Annotated in this window: 12 protein-coding genes and 2 CRISPR repeat arrays; of the genes, 1 reads left to right on the forward strand and 11 read right to left on the reverse strand. The window is 28.4% G+C overall.

Going from position 1 to position 18,697, the window contains the following annotated elements:
- Positions 1 to 307 precede the first annotated feature (307 nt).
- The gene (locus KVH43_RS01350) at positions 308 to 1,846 is read left to right on the forward strand and encodes an ATP-dependent metallopeptidase FtsH/Yme1/Tma family protein (protein WP_218283143.1); all 1,539 of its coding nucleotides are present in this window, start codon (positions 308 to 310) and stop codon (positions 1,844 to 1,846) included.
- Positions 1,847 to 1,896: 50 nt separating this feature from the next.
- On the opposite strand, the gene thrC is transcribed toward KVH43_RS01350, so the two are convergent.
- The 11 genes from thrC to KVH43_RS01405 all read right to left on the reverse strand — a co-directional run bounded on the left by thrC (position 1,897) and on the right by KVH43_RS01405 (position 18,616).
- Positions 1,897 to 3,393: a threonine synthase gene (gene thrC, locus KVH43_RS01355; RefSeq protein WP_218283144.1), complete on the reverse strand. Its 1,497-nt coding sequence runs from the start codon at positions 3,391 to 3,393 to the stop codon at positions 1,897 to 1,899.
- Positions 3,394 to 3,540: 147 nt separating this feature from the next.
- Positions 3,541 to 4,119, reverse strand: a complete 579-nt coding sequence (locus KVH43_RS01360) for a class I SAM-dependent methyltransferase (RefSeq protein WP_218283145.1) — start codon at positions 4,117 to 4,119, stop codon at positions 3,541 to 3,543.
- Positions 4,120 to 4,132: 13 nt separating this feature from the next.
- Positions 4,133 to 6,532 (reverse strand): UvrD-helicase domain-containing protein, encoded by a 2,400-nt coding sequence (locus tag KVH43_RS01365; protein ID WP_218283146.1) that lies wholly within the window; start codon positions 6,530 to 6,532, stop codon positions 4,133 to 4,135.
- Between the two features lie 158 nt (positions 6,533 to 6,690).
- Positions 6,691 to 6,969 (reverse strand): DUF2357 domain-containing protein, encoded by a 279-nt coding sequence (locus KVH43_RS13150; protein WP_420829641.1) that lies wholly within the window; start codon positions 6,967 to 6,969, stop codon positions 6,691 to 6,693.
- Between the two features lie 167 nt (positions 6,970 to 7,136).
- Positions 7,137 to 8,870: a CRISPR direct-repeat array (repeat unit 30 nt; unit sequence ATTTCAATACATCTAATGTTTCGGTTCTAC).
- A 264-nt stretch (positions 8,871 to 9,134) separates the two neighbouring features.
- Positions 9,135 to 9,620: a CD3072 family TudS-related putative desulfidase gene (locus tag KVH43_RS01375; RefSeq protein ID WP_218283148.1), complete on the reverse strand. Its 486-nt coding sequence runs from the start codon at positions 9,618 to 9,620 to the stop codon at positions 9,135 to 9,137.
- Positions 9,613 to 10,179 carry a CD3073 family putative ECF transporter S component gene (locus tag KVH43_RS01380; RefSeq protein ID WP_218283149.1) on the reverse strand — a complete coding sequence of 189 codons (567 nt, stop codon included), beginning with the start codon at positions 10,177 to 10,179 and terminating at the stop codon, positions 9,613 to 9,615. Before KVH43_RS01380 ends, KVH43_RS01375 begins: the two co-directional genes overlap by 8 nt.
- 291 nt (positions 10,180 to 10,470) lie before the next feature.
- A complete protein-coding gene (locus tag KVH43_RS01385) occupies positions 10,471 to 11,787 on the reverse strand; it encodes a hypothetical protein (protein WP_218283150.1) in 1,317 nt (438 codons plus the stop codon).
- A gap of 1,112 nt (positions 11,788 to 12,899) precedes the next feature.
- Positions 12,900 to 14,957: direct repeats of the CRISPR family, unit length 30 nt; unit sequence ATTTCAATACATCTAATGTTTCGGTTCTAC.
- Between the two features lie 354 nt (positions 14,958 to 15,311).
- Positions 15,312 to 15,797, reverse strand: a complete 486-nt coding sequence (locus KVH43_RS01390) for a CD3072 family TudS-related putative desulfidase (RefSeq protein WP_218283151.1) — start codon at positions 15,795 to 15,797, stop codon at positions 15,312 to 15,314.
- The gene (locus tag KVH43_RS01395) at positions 15,790 to 16,110 is read right to left on the reverse strand and encodes a hypothetical protein (RefSeq protein WP_218283152.1); all 321 of its coding nucleotides are present in this window, start codon (positions 16,108 to 16,110) and stop codon (positions 15,790 to 15,792) included. Before KVH43_RS01395 ends, KVH43_RS01390 begins: the two co-directional genes overlap by 8 nt.
- A gap of 378 nt (positions 16,111 to 16,488) precedes the next feature.
- Entirely contained in the window at positions 16,489 to 17,418 is a 930-nt protein-coding gene (locus KVH43_RS01400; protein ID WP_255547782.1) for an Rpn family recombination-promoting nuclease/putative transposase, read from the reverse strand.
- Between the two features lie 463 nt (positions 17,419 to 17,881).
- Positions 17,882 to 18,616 (reverse strand): site-2 protease family protein, encoded by a 735-nt coding sequence (locus KVH43_RS01405; protein ID WP_218283153.1) that lies wholly within the window; start codon positions 18,614 to 18,616, stop codon positions 17,882 to 17,884.
- Positions 18,617 to 18,697: the final 81 nt, after the last annotated feature.

Below are 18,697 nucleotides of genomic sequence, written 5' to 3' on the forward strand. Positions count from 1 at the left end.
TATAAATTCTTTACCTATCTTTTATAAAATTCTCCAACCCTTTTCTATAGTATTTTTATCTCAATTTTACATTCTTGTATTTATTTATATTATAATACACGTATACAACTTTGTCAATTGTATACGTGTTTTTGATCACCTCTTTGCAAAAATCTGTATACATATATAAAATATCCAATAAAAATTATTTCACTAGAAGGTATTTGCATACAAATTGTAGAATATATTAAAATAAATATTTGAATATTTTGAATAATTTAATAATTAATACGCTATATTTTTATACAATCTTGAAGGGGGTAAACTTATGAAAAAAAGATTATTTTATGCTTTATTATTTCTTTGCACAGCTATATCTATTGTGGAAATCTATTCTATAGAAAAAAAAGTAATCTTCTTTCCCTTTCTGACTAGAAAAATTCTAGCCATTTGTATGACCATTGTATTTTTTCAATTCCTCTATCTTTTTGGAAAGAAGGATGCATCAAAGGCTTATGCAAATGTTCCTAAAAATGAAAAAAGCAATGAAAATCAAAGCTTAAAATCTTCTGTTAAATTAGCTGATGTAGCTGGTCTTGAAGAAGTAAAAGAAGAAATAATGGAAATTGCTGATTTTATCAAGCATGCTGAAAAGTATAAAAAAATGGGCGCTAAAATTCCAAAAGGAATTTTGCTTTATGGACCTCCTGGAACAGGAAAAACTTTATTAGCATCTGCACTAGCAGGTGAAACAAATACAGCTTTTATTGTTGCAAGTGGCTCTGAATTTATGGAAAAATATGTAGGAGTTGGTGCTAAAAGAGTAAGAGAATTATTTGAAAGAGCAAAAGAAAAAGCCCCTTGTATTATCTTTATTGATGAAATTGATGCTATCGGAGCCAAAAGAAATGAAGAAGGTCAATCAGAATGCAATCAGACACTGAATCAGCTCTTAACTGAAATGGATGGTTTTAAGCTTGAAGATGAAAAAATCATCGTAATAATCGGTGCTACAAACAGAATTGATATATTAGATACAGCTCTTTTACGCCCCGGAAGATTTGATAAGCACATCTATATTGGCAATCCTAATAAAATCGCAAGAAAACAAATCCTTAAAGTTCATACTAAAAACAAACCCTTATCTAAAGAAGTAAGCCTCGAAAAAATCGCTGTTAAAACCCATGGATTATCTGGCGCCCATATATCTAGCATTGTAAATGAAGCTGCTTTATTGGCTGTAAGAAATAATAGAGAGCATATCACACAATTAGACTTTGACAACGCTATAGAAAGAGTTATTGCTGGACTGAAAATGAAAAATTCAACCGTCAGTGAAAAAGAGAAAAAAATTGTTTCTTTTCATGAAGCTGGTCATGCCTTAGTAGGAAAGCTCCTTAACGTCCATACTATTGAAAAAATATCTATCATTCCTACAAGTCAATCATTAGGATATGTGCTTAACGCTTCATCAGAAGACCAATATCTTTATACAAAAAACGATTTATTAAAAAGAGTACAAAGCATACTTGCAGGAAGAGCAGCAGAAGAAATTATATTTGGAGAGATTACAACAGGTGCAAAAGATGATTTGAATAAAGCAACAGATATTATACTAAGTATGATCTGTGAGTACGGCATGAGTGATTTAGGAAATAGAACATTTCATACAAAAATGCTCTATGGAAATATGGAAAAAATCAATAATGAAGCAAAAAAAATGATGGATCATTGCTATGAAGATACTTTAAGAATTCTTAAAGAAAATAAAGCCTGTCTTACAGCTATTGCTGAACAATTATTTAAAAACGAAACTCTCTCAGGAGATGAATTAAATAATCTTATAGAAAATAACATTCACAGATAACTCTATATGAGTACAGTCTTATAGCCAAGACTGCACTCATTATCACCAAATTATTTTCTTTTTTCAATATGTAAAATATCTTTTACAACAGTTTTCATTTCCTGCTTTTCACATTCTGTAAAATGTAAAATAGGTTTTTGATCAATATGCTTTATAGGTTTTGGAATGTCCAAGCCTGTAATTTTTGATAAAAGCCTGATCATTTCAAATTCATTTTCTTCATAATTTTTATCCATTAATCCATCTAGTACACTCTTTGTAAACTTATAAGGACTAGCAGTAGATACAATTACTGTTTTTGTTTTATCCTTTGTCTCTTTCTTATATTGTTCATACACATTATAAGCAACTGCCGTATGGGTATCTATCACATAATTTGAAGAATCATATACCTTCTTTATAGTTATTAAAGTTTCATCATCTGTTGCAAAGCCTCCATAAAAATCTGATAGATTTTTTTGCATATTAGGTGTGATCTTATATTGCTTTTCTTCACTCTCTAACTGCTTCATCATTGTGCGAATCAATCCTTCATCATGATTGCTGATTTCATACAGCAGTCTTTCTAAATTGCTTGAAATCAAAATATCCATAGATGGAGACTTCGTCAAAGTAAATTTTCTATTGACATCATATACTCCTGTACTCAAAAAATCTGAAAGTACATTATTTTCATTTGATGCACATATTAATTTATTAATAGGCAGTCCCATTCTTTTAGCATAATAACCTGCCAGAATATTCCCAAAATTCCCTGTAGGCACAACAAAATTTATTCTTTCTCCTACCTTTATTGCTCCCCTTCTTAATAATTGAATATAACTATAAACATAATAAACAACCTGAGGAACTAATCTTCCTATATTAATAGAATTAGCAGATGAAAAAACATAATCACAATCAGCCATTATTTCTGCAAATTTATCATCATTAAATATTTCCTTTACCCCCCTTTGGGCATCATCAAAATTTCCATTAATCGCCACAACATGCGTATTATTTCCTTCTTGTGTAATCATTTGTCTTCTCTGAATTTCACTAACCCCATTTACTGGATAAAATACAATAACTTCAGTATCCTTAACATTTGCAAAACCTTCTAAAGCAGCTTTTCCTGTATCTCCTGAAGTTGCTGCCAAAATAACAATCTTTTTATCTTCTCCTAATTTTTTTGCAGCTTTAGTTAATAAATGTGGAAGAATCGATAATGCCATATCCTTAAAAGCAAGAGTCTTTCCATGATAAAGCTCTAAAAAATATATTCCGTTTTTTTCTACTAAAGGTGCAATTTCCTCTGCTTCAAATTTATTATCATAAGCTTTTTCAATAGCATCTTTTAACTCTTCATCACTAAAATCATCTAAAAATTTTTTCAAAACATAAAAAGCTACTTCCTTATAATTCATATGAACCATTTCACTAAAATCAATATCTATTACTGGAAACTCTACAGGTACAAATAAACCTTTATCCTTAGATAATCCTTTTAAAATTGCTTCTGCTGATGTTATATATTCATCATTTCCTCTTGTACTTTTGTATTTCATAACCATTTATCCTTCACCTCAAACTTTCAATATTATTATATAGGTTATAGTATACCAAATATTATCGTCTGAGTCTTTTGTTAATTTGAAATTTTAGGTGATTTTCACTAAAAAAACAACTCAAGTATATGCACTTGAGTCATTCCTTCATTTTTTTATAATCATATTTAACCAAAACTCATCCTCTCTTCCTTTTCGTACATCTTTAGTCTTCCATGTTTCTATAATATTAAGATAAGGAAATTGATCAATCAAACGTTTAAAGCTTGTTTCATTGTAATAATTAAAAAATCTTTCATTTCTCCATTCTTCCTTATCACCATATTTAAAGGATAAATAAAAAATCCCACCATTCTTTAATGCCCTCTCACAATTTCTAATAACATTATTAATGTCCTCTCTATTTATATGAAGAATAGAAGCACAAGCCCAAATGGCATCAAACTCCTCATAAAAATCCATCTCTCTCATATCAAGAATAATTACTTCCTTGTTTAAAAGCTTACTAGCTGACTTTACAAGTTCTTCTGAATAATCAACAGCTAAAACATCATACCCCTTATTCATAAAGTATAAGCTATCTCGCCCTGAACCACAGCCAAGATCTAAAATGCGATCACCTTTTTTCAAATACTTTTCAAATTTTTGATAGATTTTTGTCATATCTGCTTTTATGGTGTTTTCAATGAATATTCTTGCGTTTTTATTGTAGTAGTTTTTAGTCATTTTACTATTTCACCTACTCATATATCTCTTCATAAATCCCAATAACCTCTCCAATATATCGCATATCTTCTTCTTTTACAAAAATATCTTTATAACCTTTCTTCTCATTTAAAGAAGTCAAGCGATAATGGCCATTTTCATAAGTAATTTTTTTACAAGTAGTCCCCCACTCATTCTGATCTTTTATATTCACAATACCAATAACACCACTTTGAAAATAAGTCCCTGTTTTTACCAACACAACACTACCATCCTCAATCCCAATATCCATCATACTATCTCCTTTAATCTTTACAGCTACAATTCTTTCATCCTTAGCAAAACTTTCTGGGATGAAGATATTTCCATCAAACCTTTCTTGAGTATTTAAAGGACTTCCTGCTGCACTATAATTCACAACCGGCACCTGAAAACCTAATTTTGATCGATCAAATACATTCACACGTATTATAGGAATCTTTGTCTTCTTTGTAAATGGAAGTTCTATTGTTTCCTCTTCAAGAACTTCTGCATATGTAGGTAAATCTTTAATAGAATGGGCAACAATTTTTCCAGCTACTACTCTTTTTTCATAAACCTTCATAAAATGACCATTGGTATACACCCCATATTTCACACTTGCATTTGAGCTAAAATAGCTAAGCAATTGATGCTCACCACTATCTACCCCTCTGCTTTTTATTTCGACTGCAATATAAGGTATACGTTTCCCATCCACATTATGATAAACCATTAAATCCACATAGCCATTTCTAGTCCCAAAAGATACTTTAAATTCCTTTTCTATATCCAATGCAGAATACCCATAGATTTCTATCAGTTCTTTTTTAAACCATTCTCTCACTTTTTCATGCTCATTTTTTATAATAGTTATATCATAAAAAGGTCTGCATATTACCCCATCATCTACTGAAAAAAGAGTATAATCAATACGATCCTTCACTAAAAAAGGAGAAGGATATCCACAATAAGATGAAATATAGAGTCTTTCCTTTGCCCTTGTCATACTCGTATATAAAAGCTTTAAATCCATTTTGTTTCTTTCTATATTTTCCTCTTCTTCAAAAGGCTTTTTCCCTAATTGATTTTCATTAATCCCTACAATAAATACAACAGGAAATTCTAATCCTTTGATAGAATGCATGGTGCATAAAGAAATATGATTAGGTTGAAAATCGCTTTTATTTCCACTAATCAACTGAGTAGGATATCCCATTTTATTTAATACACTCTGAATCTCATTCAAATAACTTTTCGAAGGACTTAAAATTACAATGTCTTCATTAGAAAATTCTTTTGATGCAATTAATGCTTTGATCTTTTTGCAAATATACTTTTTTTCTTCATATTTATAATCAGTTTTTCCCTCTCCTATCCTCCAATGAATAAAATGATTAAGGACAGGTTTTTGACCACATCGAGTTGAGAATTCTGGTTGAATAAAATCCTCTTCCCTTGTAAGATCCTCATCTTGTTTCAATATCTCTACAGCAGCCCTTGCAATTTCTACAGTGTTTCGATAATTTTTCCTAAGAATATAAGCATGTCCTACTGCATCAAGCCCTATAGACTTCCAAGTATACTGATTTTTATAAATACGCTGTGCTACGTCGCAAATAATAATAATATTGCTATTTTCTGCTTCTTTGTTCCAAAGATTAATAAGAAACTTCATCTGTACCTTAGATAAATCTTGTGCTTCATCTATAATCATATAGTTATAAATAGGCTGAAAAGTTCCTGATCTTTTTTTCTTCATTTGATATTTTAACGCTTCATAATAAAAAGTAGGATAATCTAGAAGTTTATTTTTAAGAAGCTTATGATAATATTCTATATACATATCCCAAATAATCTGTCTTGCTTGTTCTCTAAAATTTCTTATCTCTCGTCCACTTCTTATAATGGATTTATATTCTTCAAACTCTTTCATCAATTCCTTTTGTTTATCTTCATGATAACAACAAATATTACTTTGAATAAATTCAAATTCGTCTAATACAAATTGGATATCCTTTGAAAACACAATAGATTGCTTATTTTGTTCCTTATGTTTTTCATAAATAGGTAAGAGTATTTCTCTTCTCTTTTGTTGATCCACAGGTACTTTATATTTGTTATTTCTCCTTAAAAAATTTCTATATATTTCATACACTAGCTGAATATTTAACTTTGGTAAACCAAGAATCTGTTTTTCATTGAAAAGCTTCAGCATATATTTCGTTAGCGAATTTGTAAAGCTAATGATCGTAGCTTCTTCCTGCTCTTTTATATAATCCAAAAGAAGTGTAGAAAATCGTTCTACTGCAACAGTAGTTTTACCACTTCCTGCAACGCCCTTTATAATCATCAATCCATTTGGCTTAATTTTTACAATTCTTTTTTGTTCTTCGTTAAGGATGATATCTGCCATAAGTACACCTTCCTTCACACATTCATTATTTATTACAAATTTCTATCTTTTCTGGGAATTTCCTTCAATTTTTTAGCACAATAAAATGTATAACATAAAAAAGATATTCGCTTGTAATCTGTGCAAATATCTTTTATATATATTTATGAAAAACTTTGTCAAATCATTTTTACCATTCTTTTTGGATTTTTTCTAAAATCTTTTATCTCGTATTCTTCATATTTCTCATCTTTAATAATTCTGATCTTACCATTAACAAAGTACATATACTTATCGCCTACTTTAAACCCTTGTATCAATTTCATATATATAACCCTTAAGATACTATAATACTCTGTAAGACTATTTCCTTCCTTTTCACTTTTAGTCACATTCATATAAGTATGCCTTAAGAACTCAAAAGATAGATTGTAGATTTGGAAGAACAAGTATTTCAATACATCTAATGTTTCGGTTCTACCTTTTACAGTTTCATTAGTGAATCCTATAGGCTTATTTCAATACATCTAATGTTTCATAAGGGTCGTTTGATCTTCAAGTCCCTTAACGATTTCAATACATCTAATGTTTCATAAGGGTCGTTTGATCTTCAAGTCCCTTAACGATTTCAATACATCTAATGTTTCGGTTCTACTACCTAATTCACCAACAACAAAAAAGATTAGAAGCAAATTTCAATACATCTAATGTTTCGGTTCTACGTGCATGGTATTAAAAGTTTTTTATTAGATAAGTTAAAATTTCAATACATCTAATGTTTTGGTTCTACCAGAGTGAAAGATTTAGATGTTATACCAACAAACTATTTCAATACATCTAATGTTTTGGTTCTACACTTCCCTGAATGCCGAGGGCTTAGGGAAGTATCCATTTCAATACATCTAATGTTTTGGTTCTACAGATTCTCCTCATGGTTTTAAGCCTAATATTTCTCATTTCAATACATCTAATGTTTCGGTTCTACTTAATATCTTAGCAGTTATAAGTGTCCGAGATTTCAATTTCAATACATCTAATGTTTCGGTTCTACTGTTATTCTTCGAACATATCGTTCTGTATGGAAGATATTTCAATACATCTAATGTTTCGGTTCTACTGAAAGACAAATTAAAAGATTTGGTCCTGATATATGATTTCAATACATCTAATGTTTCGGTTCTACAAAGAAAGCGAATGGGTAGAAGATAAATTTATTATATTTCAATACATCTAATGTTTCGGTTCTACTATGTTGGAAAAGTTGGAAAAACACTCTTGTTTGAATTTCAATACATCTAATGTTTTGGTTCTACTTAAAGTAACTTTATCAACAACCTCAATTTTAATATTTCAATACATCTAATGTTTTGGTTCTACAAATTATTTTGTTCTAAACAAATAACGATCTTAACTATTTCAATACATCTAATGTTTTGGTTCTACCCGACTGCTTTTGAAGCATTTTCTTGAGGCTTTCAAATTTCAATACATCTAATGTTTTGGTTCTACATGTTCTGTAGCTTTTCTTGTGCCATTCCTATCTATTTCAATACATCTAATGTTTTGGTTCTACATGGTATCCGATAATATTTCCATTGCACCAACAATATTTCAATACATCTAATGTTTCGGTTCTACCGAGTGGTGGCTTGGATGTATTTGTTTAAAAATTAATTTCAATACATCTAATGTTTCGGTTCTACTTCTCTATCACCAATTTAGTTCCTGGAATGAAATTAATTTCAATACATCTAATGTTTCGGTTCTACTCTTGATAAATCTATTAGTATTGGCTCTATTGACAAATTTCAATACATCTAATGTTTCGGTTCTACTCTAAAATATTGGGAACACTTTTCCTCTATCTGATATTTCAATACATCTAATGTTTCGGTTCTACTTGGGTCTGATTATATAACAATAATAAATAATGAATTTCAATACATCTAATGTTTCGGTTCTACAGAAAGTTTAATATCAATAATCACTACAGCAGGTTTATTTCAATACATCTAATGTTTCGGTTCTACTCTTATTTCTTTTATTTTTTTTCCTAGTCTTAAGTATTTCAATACATCTAATGTTTCGGTTCTACGTATGGAATCATTTACAAAGAATAGGAGGCTTGAAAATTTCAATACATCTAATGTTTCGGTTCTACCAACGGGGCTTGCAATTTTACTCTCAAAATGCTCTAATTTCAATACATCTAATGTTTCGGTTCTACTATCGCTATCCGTTGCAACACTGTTGCTCGTTTCACATTTCAATACATCTAATGTTTCGGTTCTACATAAGAAACAGTCCTTTTTTATTGCATAATTTACATATTTCAATACATCTAATGTTTCGGTTCTACCATTGAAAAATAAACATTTATTAATTTTAGTATATACAAACTTTTGTGTATTTTCAATTCTTTTAGCCATTTCTTCATAATGATTTTGCTTTTAATAAATTCCATAATAAAATCATCTGAAAAATTAGTAATTTCAAGTATTATACGGTTTTAAACAATTTTAATCTCTATGAAATCATATTAATTTATTGCAAGTAACCCCTTGAACTTTATTGAATGAAGATATCATAATCCTTAAACTCAAGAATCAAAGCATTGCAGTCACTATCTTAAAAAATCATCAAACTTACTCAATATATCTTGCTTTTCACCATCTTCAATATAGTTAGTAGGTATTTCAAAAGTTCTTATATCTATCTTTTCATCATCAAGAAGTTTCAGTAATTCTTCCATTAAAATACCTGTCTGTCCACTAATACTACAAGTTGGACTACAATGAATCCCTACTATCCCAACAATCTTATATTCTTTATTGATGTACTCTTTTATTATTTGCATATTCATTAACACAATTTCTCTACATATTTTCCTATATTCATATGAATCATACTCTTCTTTGCTCATAGGTTTTCGATCTAGTCCTAAAAACAAGTACTCTGGACAAGGTAATTGATGTATACCAATGCCTGAATCTAATATTTTTTTTATAATACTGGTATATGCTCCCTTTGCTCTTGCTAGAGGTTTTACTACTGTATTTTGATTTAATATACAGTGTGAAATAAGAATAACTTTTTTAGATCTATTCATTGGTACTTCTTCCTTTAATAATACTATTTGGAATACGATTGATTAATAATGCAACAAGAAAACAACTAACAAGCTTATCCAAAATATTGCCTGTAATTCTAGGAATAAATGCTGCCGTAAAAATGGTTTTTCCTGATTGTGCTAACCAAGTAAAAATAACATCATTTCCATCGCCTGTTATTCCCCCATAAATCCAAACAGCAATAGGTGTACCAATAAGAGGTGCTATAACAGCTAAAATACATCCAACAATCATTGCCATTCTAACATTAAATTTATATTTTCTTGCAATAAAACCTACAATTAATCCAATAGTTATATTTACCAATGCAAAAGGAATACCTTTAGGATTTGTTAAAATCCCTTGTATTACATTTGTTAATCCCCCAGTCAAAGCTCCATGCCACGGTCCTAAAACAACTGCCGTAAAAATTGTACCTATTGTATCTAAATATAATAATGGCAAATGTAGCATTTTTACAGCAGTACCAAATACAATGTTGATAACTATCCCCATTGCTACATAAGTTAATGCAAATGTATTTCCCTTTGAACCCATTAAAAATCCTCCTAACACTATTGTTTTGTAATTATTATAATGGATAACTTTGTAAAAGTATAATTAAAATAATCTATAGCATTTTGTTAATATATAGATTTCTTACATTCTCTATAAACAATTACTTTCATCATTTTAGTCGTTTTTATGTTATTTATAGATAAATATTTTTTAAGCTTAATACTTTTTGACTATCACTTAATTTTCATAAAATAAAAAGAAGATATTTCCTCCATCCCGAAGTACTCTATCTTCTATTTAATAGCTTTTTAATTTTCTTGTTATAACATTTTATTTCAAATAATCATTCTTCTTATCCCTAACATAGGACATAAGATTTCCATATTCTCCATTAAATACTGCTTCATACAAAGTATCTTTGTATATCAGGTACACCACATATTCTGCTTCTCCTTTATTATTTCTTCTTATGATACAATCTTTTATTGTTGCTTCTTGATTGATCTTTCCTAATATTTCTTCTTTGGTGATAGTTGGTAATATGAATTTTCTTTCTCTTGGGTATATAATCTCAAATTCACTTAACCGTCCATCTGCTTTTAATTCTATATTAATTGCTTTCATAGCATCATAAACATCATTATTTTTTTCCATGTATGAATATTTCATATATACTAGGTTTCCCTTCTCATCATATTTTCCTTTTTTCTTACAACAATAAGGTTCTTTATTAAATTTCATCATAATATTTTTAGCAATTTGATCTAATTCATCTTGTGTATATTTTTTTGTTGTACTTACTCGCCATCCCGTAGCTATTATAACAATCTTATTGGTTTTTTTATTATATGTTACATAATAATCTACATCTGGTTTATCCTTTTTTACAGCAAAAGTATCTTTGTAAGAATTCCCCTCTTCATAAGTTTTAAAAATATATTCTTCCTGAATCATGTCATCTTCTTCTTGATATTTTAAGGTTTGATCTGGTACTATTTTTGAAAAAACTTCTTTACAATAACCCTTTGCCTTTTCAACGTCTAGATCTTTAAAATCCCCTTTGTATATTTTTAAAAAACTATATTGTTTGCTCTCTAATAAATCTTGTGCATTTTTAGAATAATCATTATATATATCTACAATTCTCTTTTTTAATTTTTTCTTGTTTTCATAATCCCATTTAGACCGAACATCTTTTACTATAATCCTATATTCTTTTATTAGGTGATCTGTATAATCATATAAATTTTTTAGGTATTTTTCTTCTGATGGAGTAATCTTGCCATCATACAATATATTTTGAATAACATCGTTGACATCATAATACATCCAATCACATTCATAATCTCCATGATAGCGTACTTTACCTATACTTCTAGCATCACAATTTGATAAATGAAAATTCCATACTATATTTTTATTGATAAATACCTTTTCTTTATTAAATCTATGTTCTTTTAAAACTAATATATTTGATAATTCATCATTAAAGTTTTCTAGCTCTACCCCAAAAGCTTCAAAATCATTATACATTCTATCTTTTAAACCACAATAACCATTAATAACCATTTGTCCATAGTAACCCCCTATTACATATATAATAACGCATAAAATTATATATATAATCGCTTTATGTGCTTTTTTCATTTTTATTCCCCTTTTGATTTATAGATTATTTTTAAATATTTATTTAATCCTTTCAAATCGTATTTATCTATATTTTTCCATATCTATAATCTATACTTAAGATTTTGTACTGTTGCCTTTAAAACATACTTATTAAGATCAACTGCCACCGAGACATTAAGCGGTGGCTTGTTCCTAACCAAGTAGTGCCAACGATACTTAATATTTCTTTTGAGATGTACTCAATTCCTTTTCTCTAAAGGTTCATAGCACCTATTCTATCATCATTAGAAGTATAAATGCAATTTTTGCAACAGAAGGTAGGTGTTTTCTTGTTTCTGTTATTGTTAGTGTATTTCCTTCTATTGCATTAAAATTATATGTTAACTATACATCATAATATTTCTTTAAATTATCTATTGCAGTTTTTGAAAAAGGTCTTTTACTATCTAATGGTTTTTTCTTTTCATCTATTTTTTCAAACATAAATTCCACCTCATTAACTTTGTTAAATATAATTTTATCATACATATAATTATTTTATCTTCTAATATCAATCTCTGGTATCCAATTTTTTATAAAATTAAAAGCCATGACATAATCCTTCTTCAATATATCCCTATGATATAGTAAAATAATCATATACTTCCGTATCTTTATTAAACATATTTTCTAAGTCTTTTTCCCCGCTCTCTAAAACATCTTTTTCTAATAAATCTCTATTAAAAATAAATGCTAATGGAATTTCTTTACCAATTAATTAGCAATATAATTTTTGATAATATTATATTTTTACAAAATTTGTCATTGGGCATCAAAATAAATATTGAATTTTCAAAGTCCAGTAGAAAATATCTTATCGATATCTACTGGACTTATTATATCATGGCATATTTATGATTTATATACGTCGAATTTTTGATGCTTACATTGCTATTCAATAATAGGGACACTTTATTGTCAAAAATCTGTCCCTATCATACTTAATTGAGCAAATTTTGGATCTATGTCAATATATTAGACACAAAAAGTTGAACTTTTTATGCAATCTTTCTAGCCAACTCTTCACATTTTTGTGGAGATATATACCCAATACTACTATGAATCCTTTTTCTGTTGTATATGGAGCTTCTATTTCAATACATCTAATGTTTTGGTTCTACACAGCTCTACCCCACTTTTCGCAAACGTAAAAACAGATTTCAATACATCTAATGTTTCGGTTCTACTGTATTACGCGAAACACTTATGACAGCTGCATTAATATTTCAATACATCTAATGTTTCGGTTCTACTCTTGAAAAATATCAAAGGGATTATCCAGTACACATATTTCAATACATCTAATGTTTCGGTTCTACCAATAGGAGCTAAAAATGGATATGATGCTGAATGCGATTTCAATACATCTAATGTTTCGGTTCTACCCAAATCTGTTTTTCAATTAGATCAGTATTTATATATTTCAATACATCTAATGTTTTGGTTCTACTGGCTTAGCTTAGGGGGCGGAACATTCAAAAAAAAATTTCAATACATCTAATGTTTTGGTTCTACAATACTTGTAGAGTATCCTGAAGCAGCTATTGGCAATTTCAATACATCTAATGTTTTGGTTCTACTAGCATCTATTAATCCTGGAGCCTTCTTTTCTACCATTTCAATACATCTAATGTTTTGGTTCTACTTGAGAGGAATTACAATAAAACTAGAGAAGTAATATTTCAATACATCTAATGTTTTGGTTCTACGATTATCCAGCGCATCTGGGACGCATTGCCATTCACTATTTCAATACATCTAATGTTTTGGTTCTACTCATTTGGAGCAGCGACTTTCATATAATTCTTATGTATTTCAATACATCTAATGTTTTGGTTCTACTTTTTAAAAGAATTTTCAAAAAGACTTAAATAAAAAATTTCAATACATCTAATGTTTTGGTTCTACTCTGCCCAATATCACGCCATTTTTTTGTTTGTGTAATTTCAATACATCTAATGTTTTGGTTCTACACATTTTCACCTGCATGAAAAGTTGCCTTATTAGCAATTTCAATACATCTAATGTTTTGGTTCTACATTATTTACCTCCCTCTAAGTATTTTTCTATTTCTTATTTCAATACATCTAATGTTTCGGTTCTACTAAACATAACGCTAAAGAAAATCAAATAGAATTAAAATTTCAATACATCTAATGTTTCGGTTCTACAAAGGGGGCGAAAAAGAAAGTGAGTTTAGGCGAAAATTTCAATACATCTAATGTTTCGGTTCTACTCGTGTCTAATTCTTTAAGCTCAACTCTTATCCCTATTTCAATACATCTAATGTTTCGGTTCTACGCAAAAGTATCTCTGCCAATCGTATGTGCTTCTATAATTTCAATACATCTAATGTTTCGGTTCTACTAAGATTTATTAACTTTGTCAAAATATCATAGTCTTATTTCAATACATCTAATGTTTCGGTTCTACTCTTCAATTCTATTCCATAATTTCATACATTCTTCAATTTCAATACATCTAATGTTTCGGTTCTACGTTTTAGGTGCTTTTAATTGGCTTTTTCCAGTTGCATTTCAATACATCTAATGTTTCGGTTCTACACCAAATAAATTTCATCTATATCCAATCTATGCCATATTTCAATACATCTAATGTTTCGGTTCTACTTGGGTCAGTAAATACTCTGTTAATAGTCCTTCGAATTTCAATACATCTAATGTTTCGGTTCTACGTTTCTTTGAGTCAACTTGAGAGACAATTTGTCCTATTTCAATACATCTAATGTTTCGGTTCTACGCTAAGCGAACTAAAGAAGAAAGTAAAAAATATAATTTCAATACATCTAATGTTTCGGTTCTACAGAGACAATGGGTTATGCAGATTATGTTTAGCTAAATTTCAATACATCTAATGTTTCGGTTCTACAAAAAATGACAGCTGAAGAAATTGCAAAGAAGTAATTTCAATACATCTAATGTTTCGGTTCTACAGCTCTAGGAGATAAAGTTATGGAACTTTCTGGTTTATTTCAATACATCTAATGTTTCGGTTCTACAACTTCTGCTTTAAGCTTTTCTTCTAATTGTATTTATTTCAATACATCTAATGTTTCGGTTCTACAATAGAGAGCTTTTTTATTTTTAGGTCTTATTACAATTTCAATACATCTAATGTTTCGGTTCTACCATTGAAAAATAAACCTTTATTAATTTTAGTATATACAAACTTTTGTGTATTTTCAATTCTTTTAGCTATTTCTTCATAATGATTTTGCTTTTAATAAATTCCATAATAAAATCATCTTAAAAATTAGTAATTTCAAGTATTATACGGTTTTAAACAATTTTAATCTCTATGAAATCATATTAATTTATTGATAATTTTGCACTAACTTTTTGAATAATTATCTTAGTTTTTCTAATAGCTATTTTAACTTATTTCCTAATTATTCCAAGTGAATTTTTTGCAAGTAACCCCTTGAACTTTATTGAATGATGATATCATAATCCTTAAGCTTAAAGATCACGTCCTTGCAGTTACTATCTTAAAAAATCATCAAACTTACTCAATATATCTTGCTTTTCACCATCTTCAATATAGTTAGTAAGTATTTCAAAAGTTCTTATATCTATCTTTTCATCATCAAGAAGTTTTAGTAATTCTTCCATTAAAATACCTGTCTGTCCACTAATACTACAAGTTGGACTACAATGAATCCCTACTATCCCAACAATCTTATATTCTTTATTGATGTACTCTTTTATTATTTGTATATTCATTAACACAATTTCTCTACATATTTTCCTATATTCATATGAATCATACTCTTCTTTGCTCATAGGTTTTCGATCTAGTCCTAAAAACAAGTACTCTGGACAAGGTAATTGATGTATACCAATGCCTGAATCTAATATTTTTTTTATAATACTGGTATATGCTCCCTTTGCTCTTGCTAGAGGTTTTACTACTGTATTTTGATTTAATATGCAGTGTGAAATAAAAATAACTTTTTTAGATCTATTCATTGGTACTTCTTCCTTTAATAATACTATTTGGAATATGATTGATTAATAATGCAACAAGAAAACAACTAACAAGCTTATCCAAAATATTGCCTGTAATTCTAGGAATAAATGCTGCCGTAAAAATGGTTTTTCCTGATTGTGCTAACCAAGTAAAAATAACATCATTTCTATCGCCTGTTATTCCTCCATAAATCCAAACAGCAATAGGTGTACCAATAAGAGGTGCTATGACAGCTAAAATACATCCAACAATCATTGCCATTCTAACATTAAATTTATATTTTCTTGCAATAAAACCTACAATTAATCCCATAGTGATATTTACCAATGCAAAAGGATCTTGTTATAACATTTTATTTCAAATAATCATATACTTCCGTATCTTTATTAAACATATTTTCTAAGTCTTTTTCTAATAAATCTCTATTAAAAATAAATGCTAATGGAATTTCTTTACCAATTAATTAGCAATATAATTTTTGATATTATTATATTTTTACAAAATTTGTCATTGGGCATCGAAATAAATATTGAATTTTCAAAGTCCAGTAGAAAATATCTTATCGATATCTACTGGACTTATTATATCATGGCATATTTATGATTTATATACGTCGAATTTTTGATGCTTACATTGCTATTCAATAATAGGGACACTTTATTGTCAAAAATCTGTCCCTATCTATCATACTTAATTAATTTCTCTTTTTATTTTTTCTATATCTTCTTTACTTAATTCTGATGCCTTTATAATTTTTTCAACATCTACTCCTAATAGCAATAAATTCCTTACCATTTCTTTCTTTCCTTGCTGTATTCCCTGCTGTATTCCACATTGTATCCCCTGTTGCATTCCCTTTTTTTCTCTATGCTTAAATTCTTCTTCTAGCTTTCTTCCTAAATTGCTTACCATATCATCCACCTCCATTTCTGATACTTCTACCAGTAATCTATATATATTCTCTTTTTTCTCTCCTTCAAACCCATTCTTAAATATATTTAAAAGCCAACTTCTAAATGATTTTTCCTGCTCCTTTGTTGCACTACTTCTTATTATTCTTCCTATTAATTTAAGTCTTTTTATTATTTCTTCTATTTCTACATCTTGATCTAATAAAAATACACTACTTACTACATTTGCTATATTAAATAATTCTTCCTTATCCATTCTATTTACATCAAATAATAAATATTTAAAGTCTACAACATTTTCTTCGAATAATTCATATCCATTTAATATTTCTTTAAAGCTTCTTACTGCTGTCCATGTATTCTTTCCATTATATAATACTATCGGCACTATTACTGGTAATCTATAATTTTTTCTCTTCTTGATATTTTCATCTGTATTTTTAAGCTCATCTCTCCATATCTCCGTCATATACATCAAGAGCCTTATTGGCATTCTAAAGTCTACTCTCGATTGTAGCTCTAATAATACATAAAATATTACATCTTTTCCATCTATATTCACTTTATATACTATATCTGCTTCTTCCTCTTTAAAATCTTCTTGTATAAATTCTTTATCTATTAGTATTAAATTTTCTTCTTCTATTATATCTACCCATTCTTTTTTTACAAAACTTCTTAAAAAGTCTATAAACTTCTTCTCTATCAACACGACCGTCTCTACATGTGTTTTGATAGAAAAGTGATAAATTTTCGCAAAAAATAAAATTTACCTCCTTTTACCCCCTCTGCATTTAGAAATTTTTCTATATTTTGATTCAATAGAAAACACCTCATATATTTTTTGTATAAAGTGTATAATTTAGATATCTAAGGTCTTCAATATTATGAAAATTTGTGAAACATAATCCTTTTATTAGAATATACTCATTATCTAACCATTCTATATGAGAATTATCACCTTCGTCCCAACTCCAATATAATAATAGCCAAGTAGAAGGACAAGTAAGTAAATTAAAGCGAATTAAACACTCAATGTATGGAAGGTCAAAAATAGACTTACTTAAAAATAAAGCTATATTTCAAAGCTTATTTAACAACATAAAATAAACTATTTATCGGAAGAACCATTTTAGACTTGTAATTTATAAGTGCAAAAGTTGAGTTAATAATTATTTAAATCTCGTAATACTTTTAATTAATTCATGGCAGTTACTTATACTACGAAAGTATAATGCACTAAAAATTAATAACAATAATAATATACTATATATACTTATAAACTTTATTTTATCATTTCTTTTCAATTTAAAATAAGATTTATTTTTATATTTCTTAGTGAAATCATAGGTTTGATATATACTTATTGCGAAAATAATACATAACATAACCTTTCCTTTTAAACTTTTTGCTAATATAAACAAATATAATAAAAATGGCAATCCTAAATAACATATGATAGGAGATATTGTTTCTGCTATATAACCTCCATCAAGAGGTTTTACAGGAATTAAGTTTATTAGATTTAACATTATTGAAATAAAGCTTAACACAAAAAATGTAGTCTCCCCTGTAAACCAATAAATTACATAGTAAATAAATCCAAGTAGCCCTCCAAGCAAGGGGCCTCCTATTGCAACAATCGCATTTTCTTTGCAATTTTCAATATTTTCATGAAGTATATATGCTCCAAAAGGAGTAAATCCTCCAAAAACAACTTTTCGGTTTAAAAATCTTGCTGCAAAGTAATGTCCTAATTCATGTACAATAGGAATTAAAATATATCCTACTGCATAATAAAAATTAATAGCACCACCTAATACTACTATTGTTAAAAGAATTGTTAAAACATTAAACATTATCTTTTTAAGGCTTGCTTTCTTCGTTAAATTCATATTATCTTTCATATTATTAACTTCCTTTTCTAAATATTAGTTCATGAATTATACAACGATCCTAACACAAGGAGAAACACTAACATTATACTA

Source organism: Crassaminicella indica, assembly GCF_019203185.1.
In the GTDB taxonomy this organism is placed as follows: domain Bacteria; phylum Bacillota; class Clostridia; order Peptostreptococcales; family Thermotaleaceae; genus Crassaminicella; species Crassaminicella indica.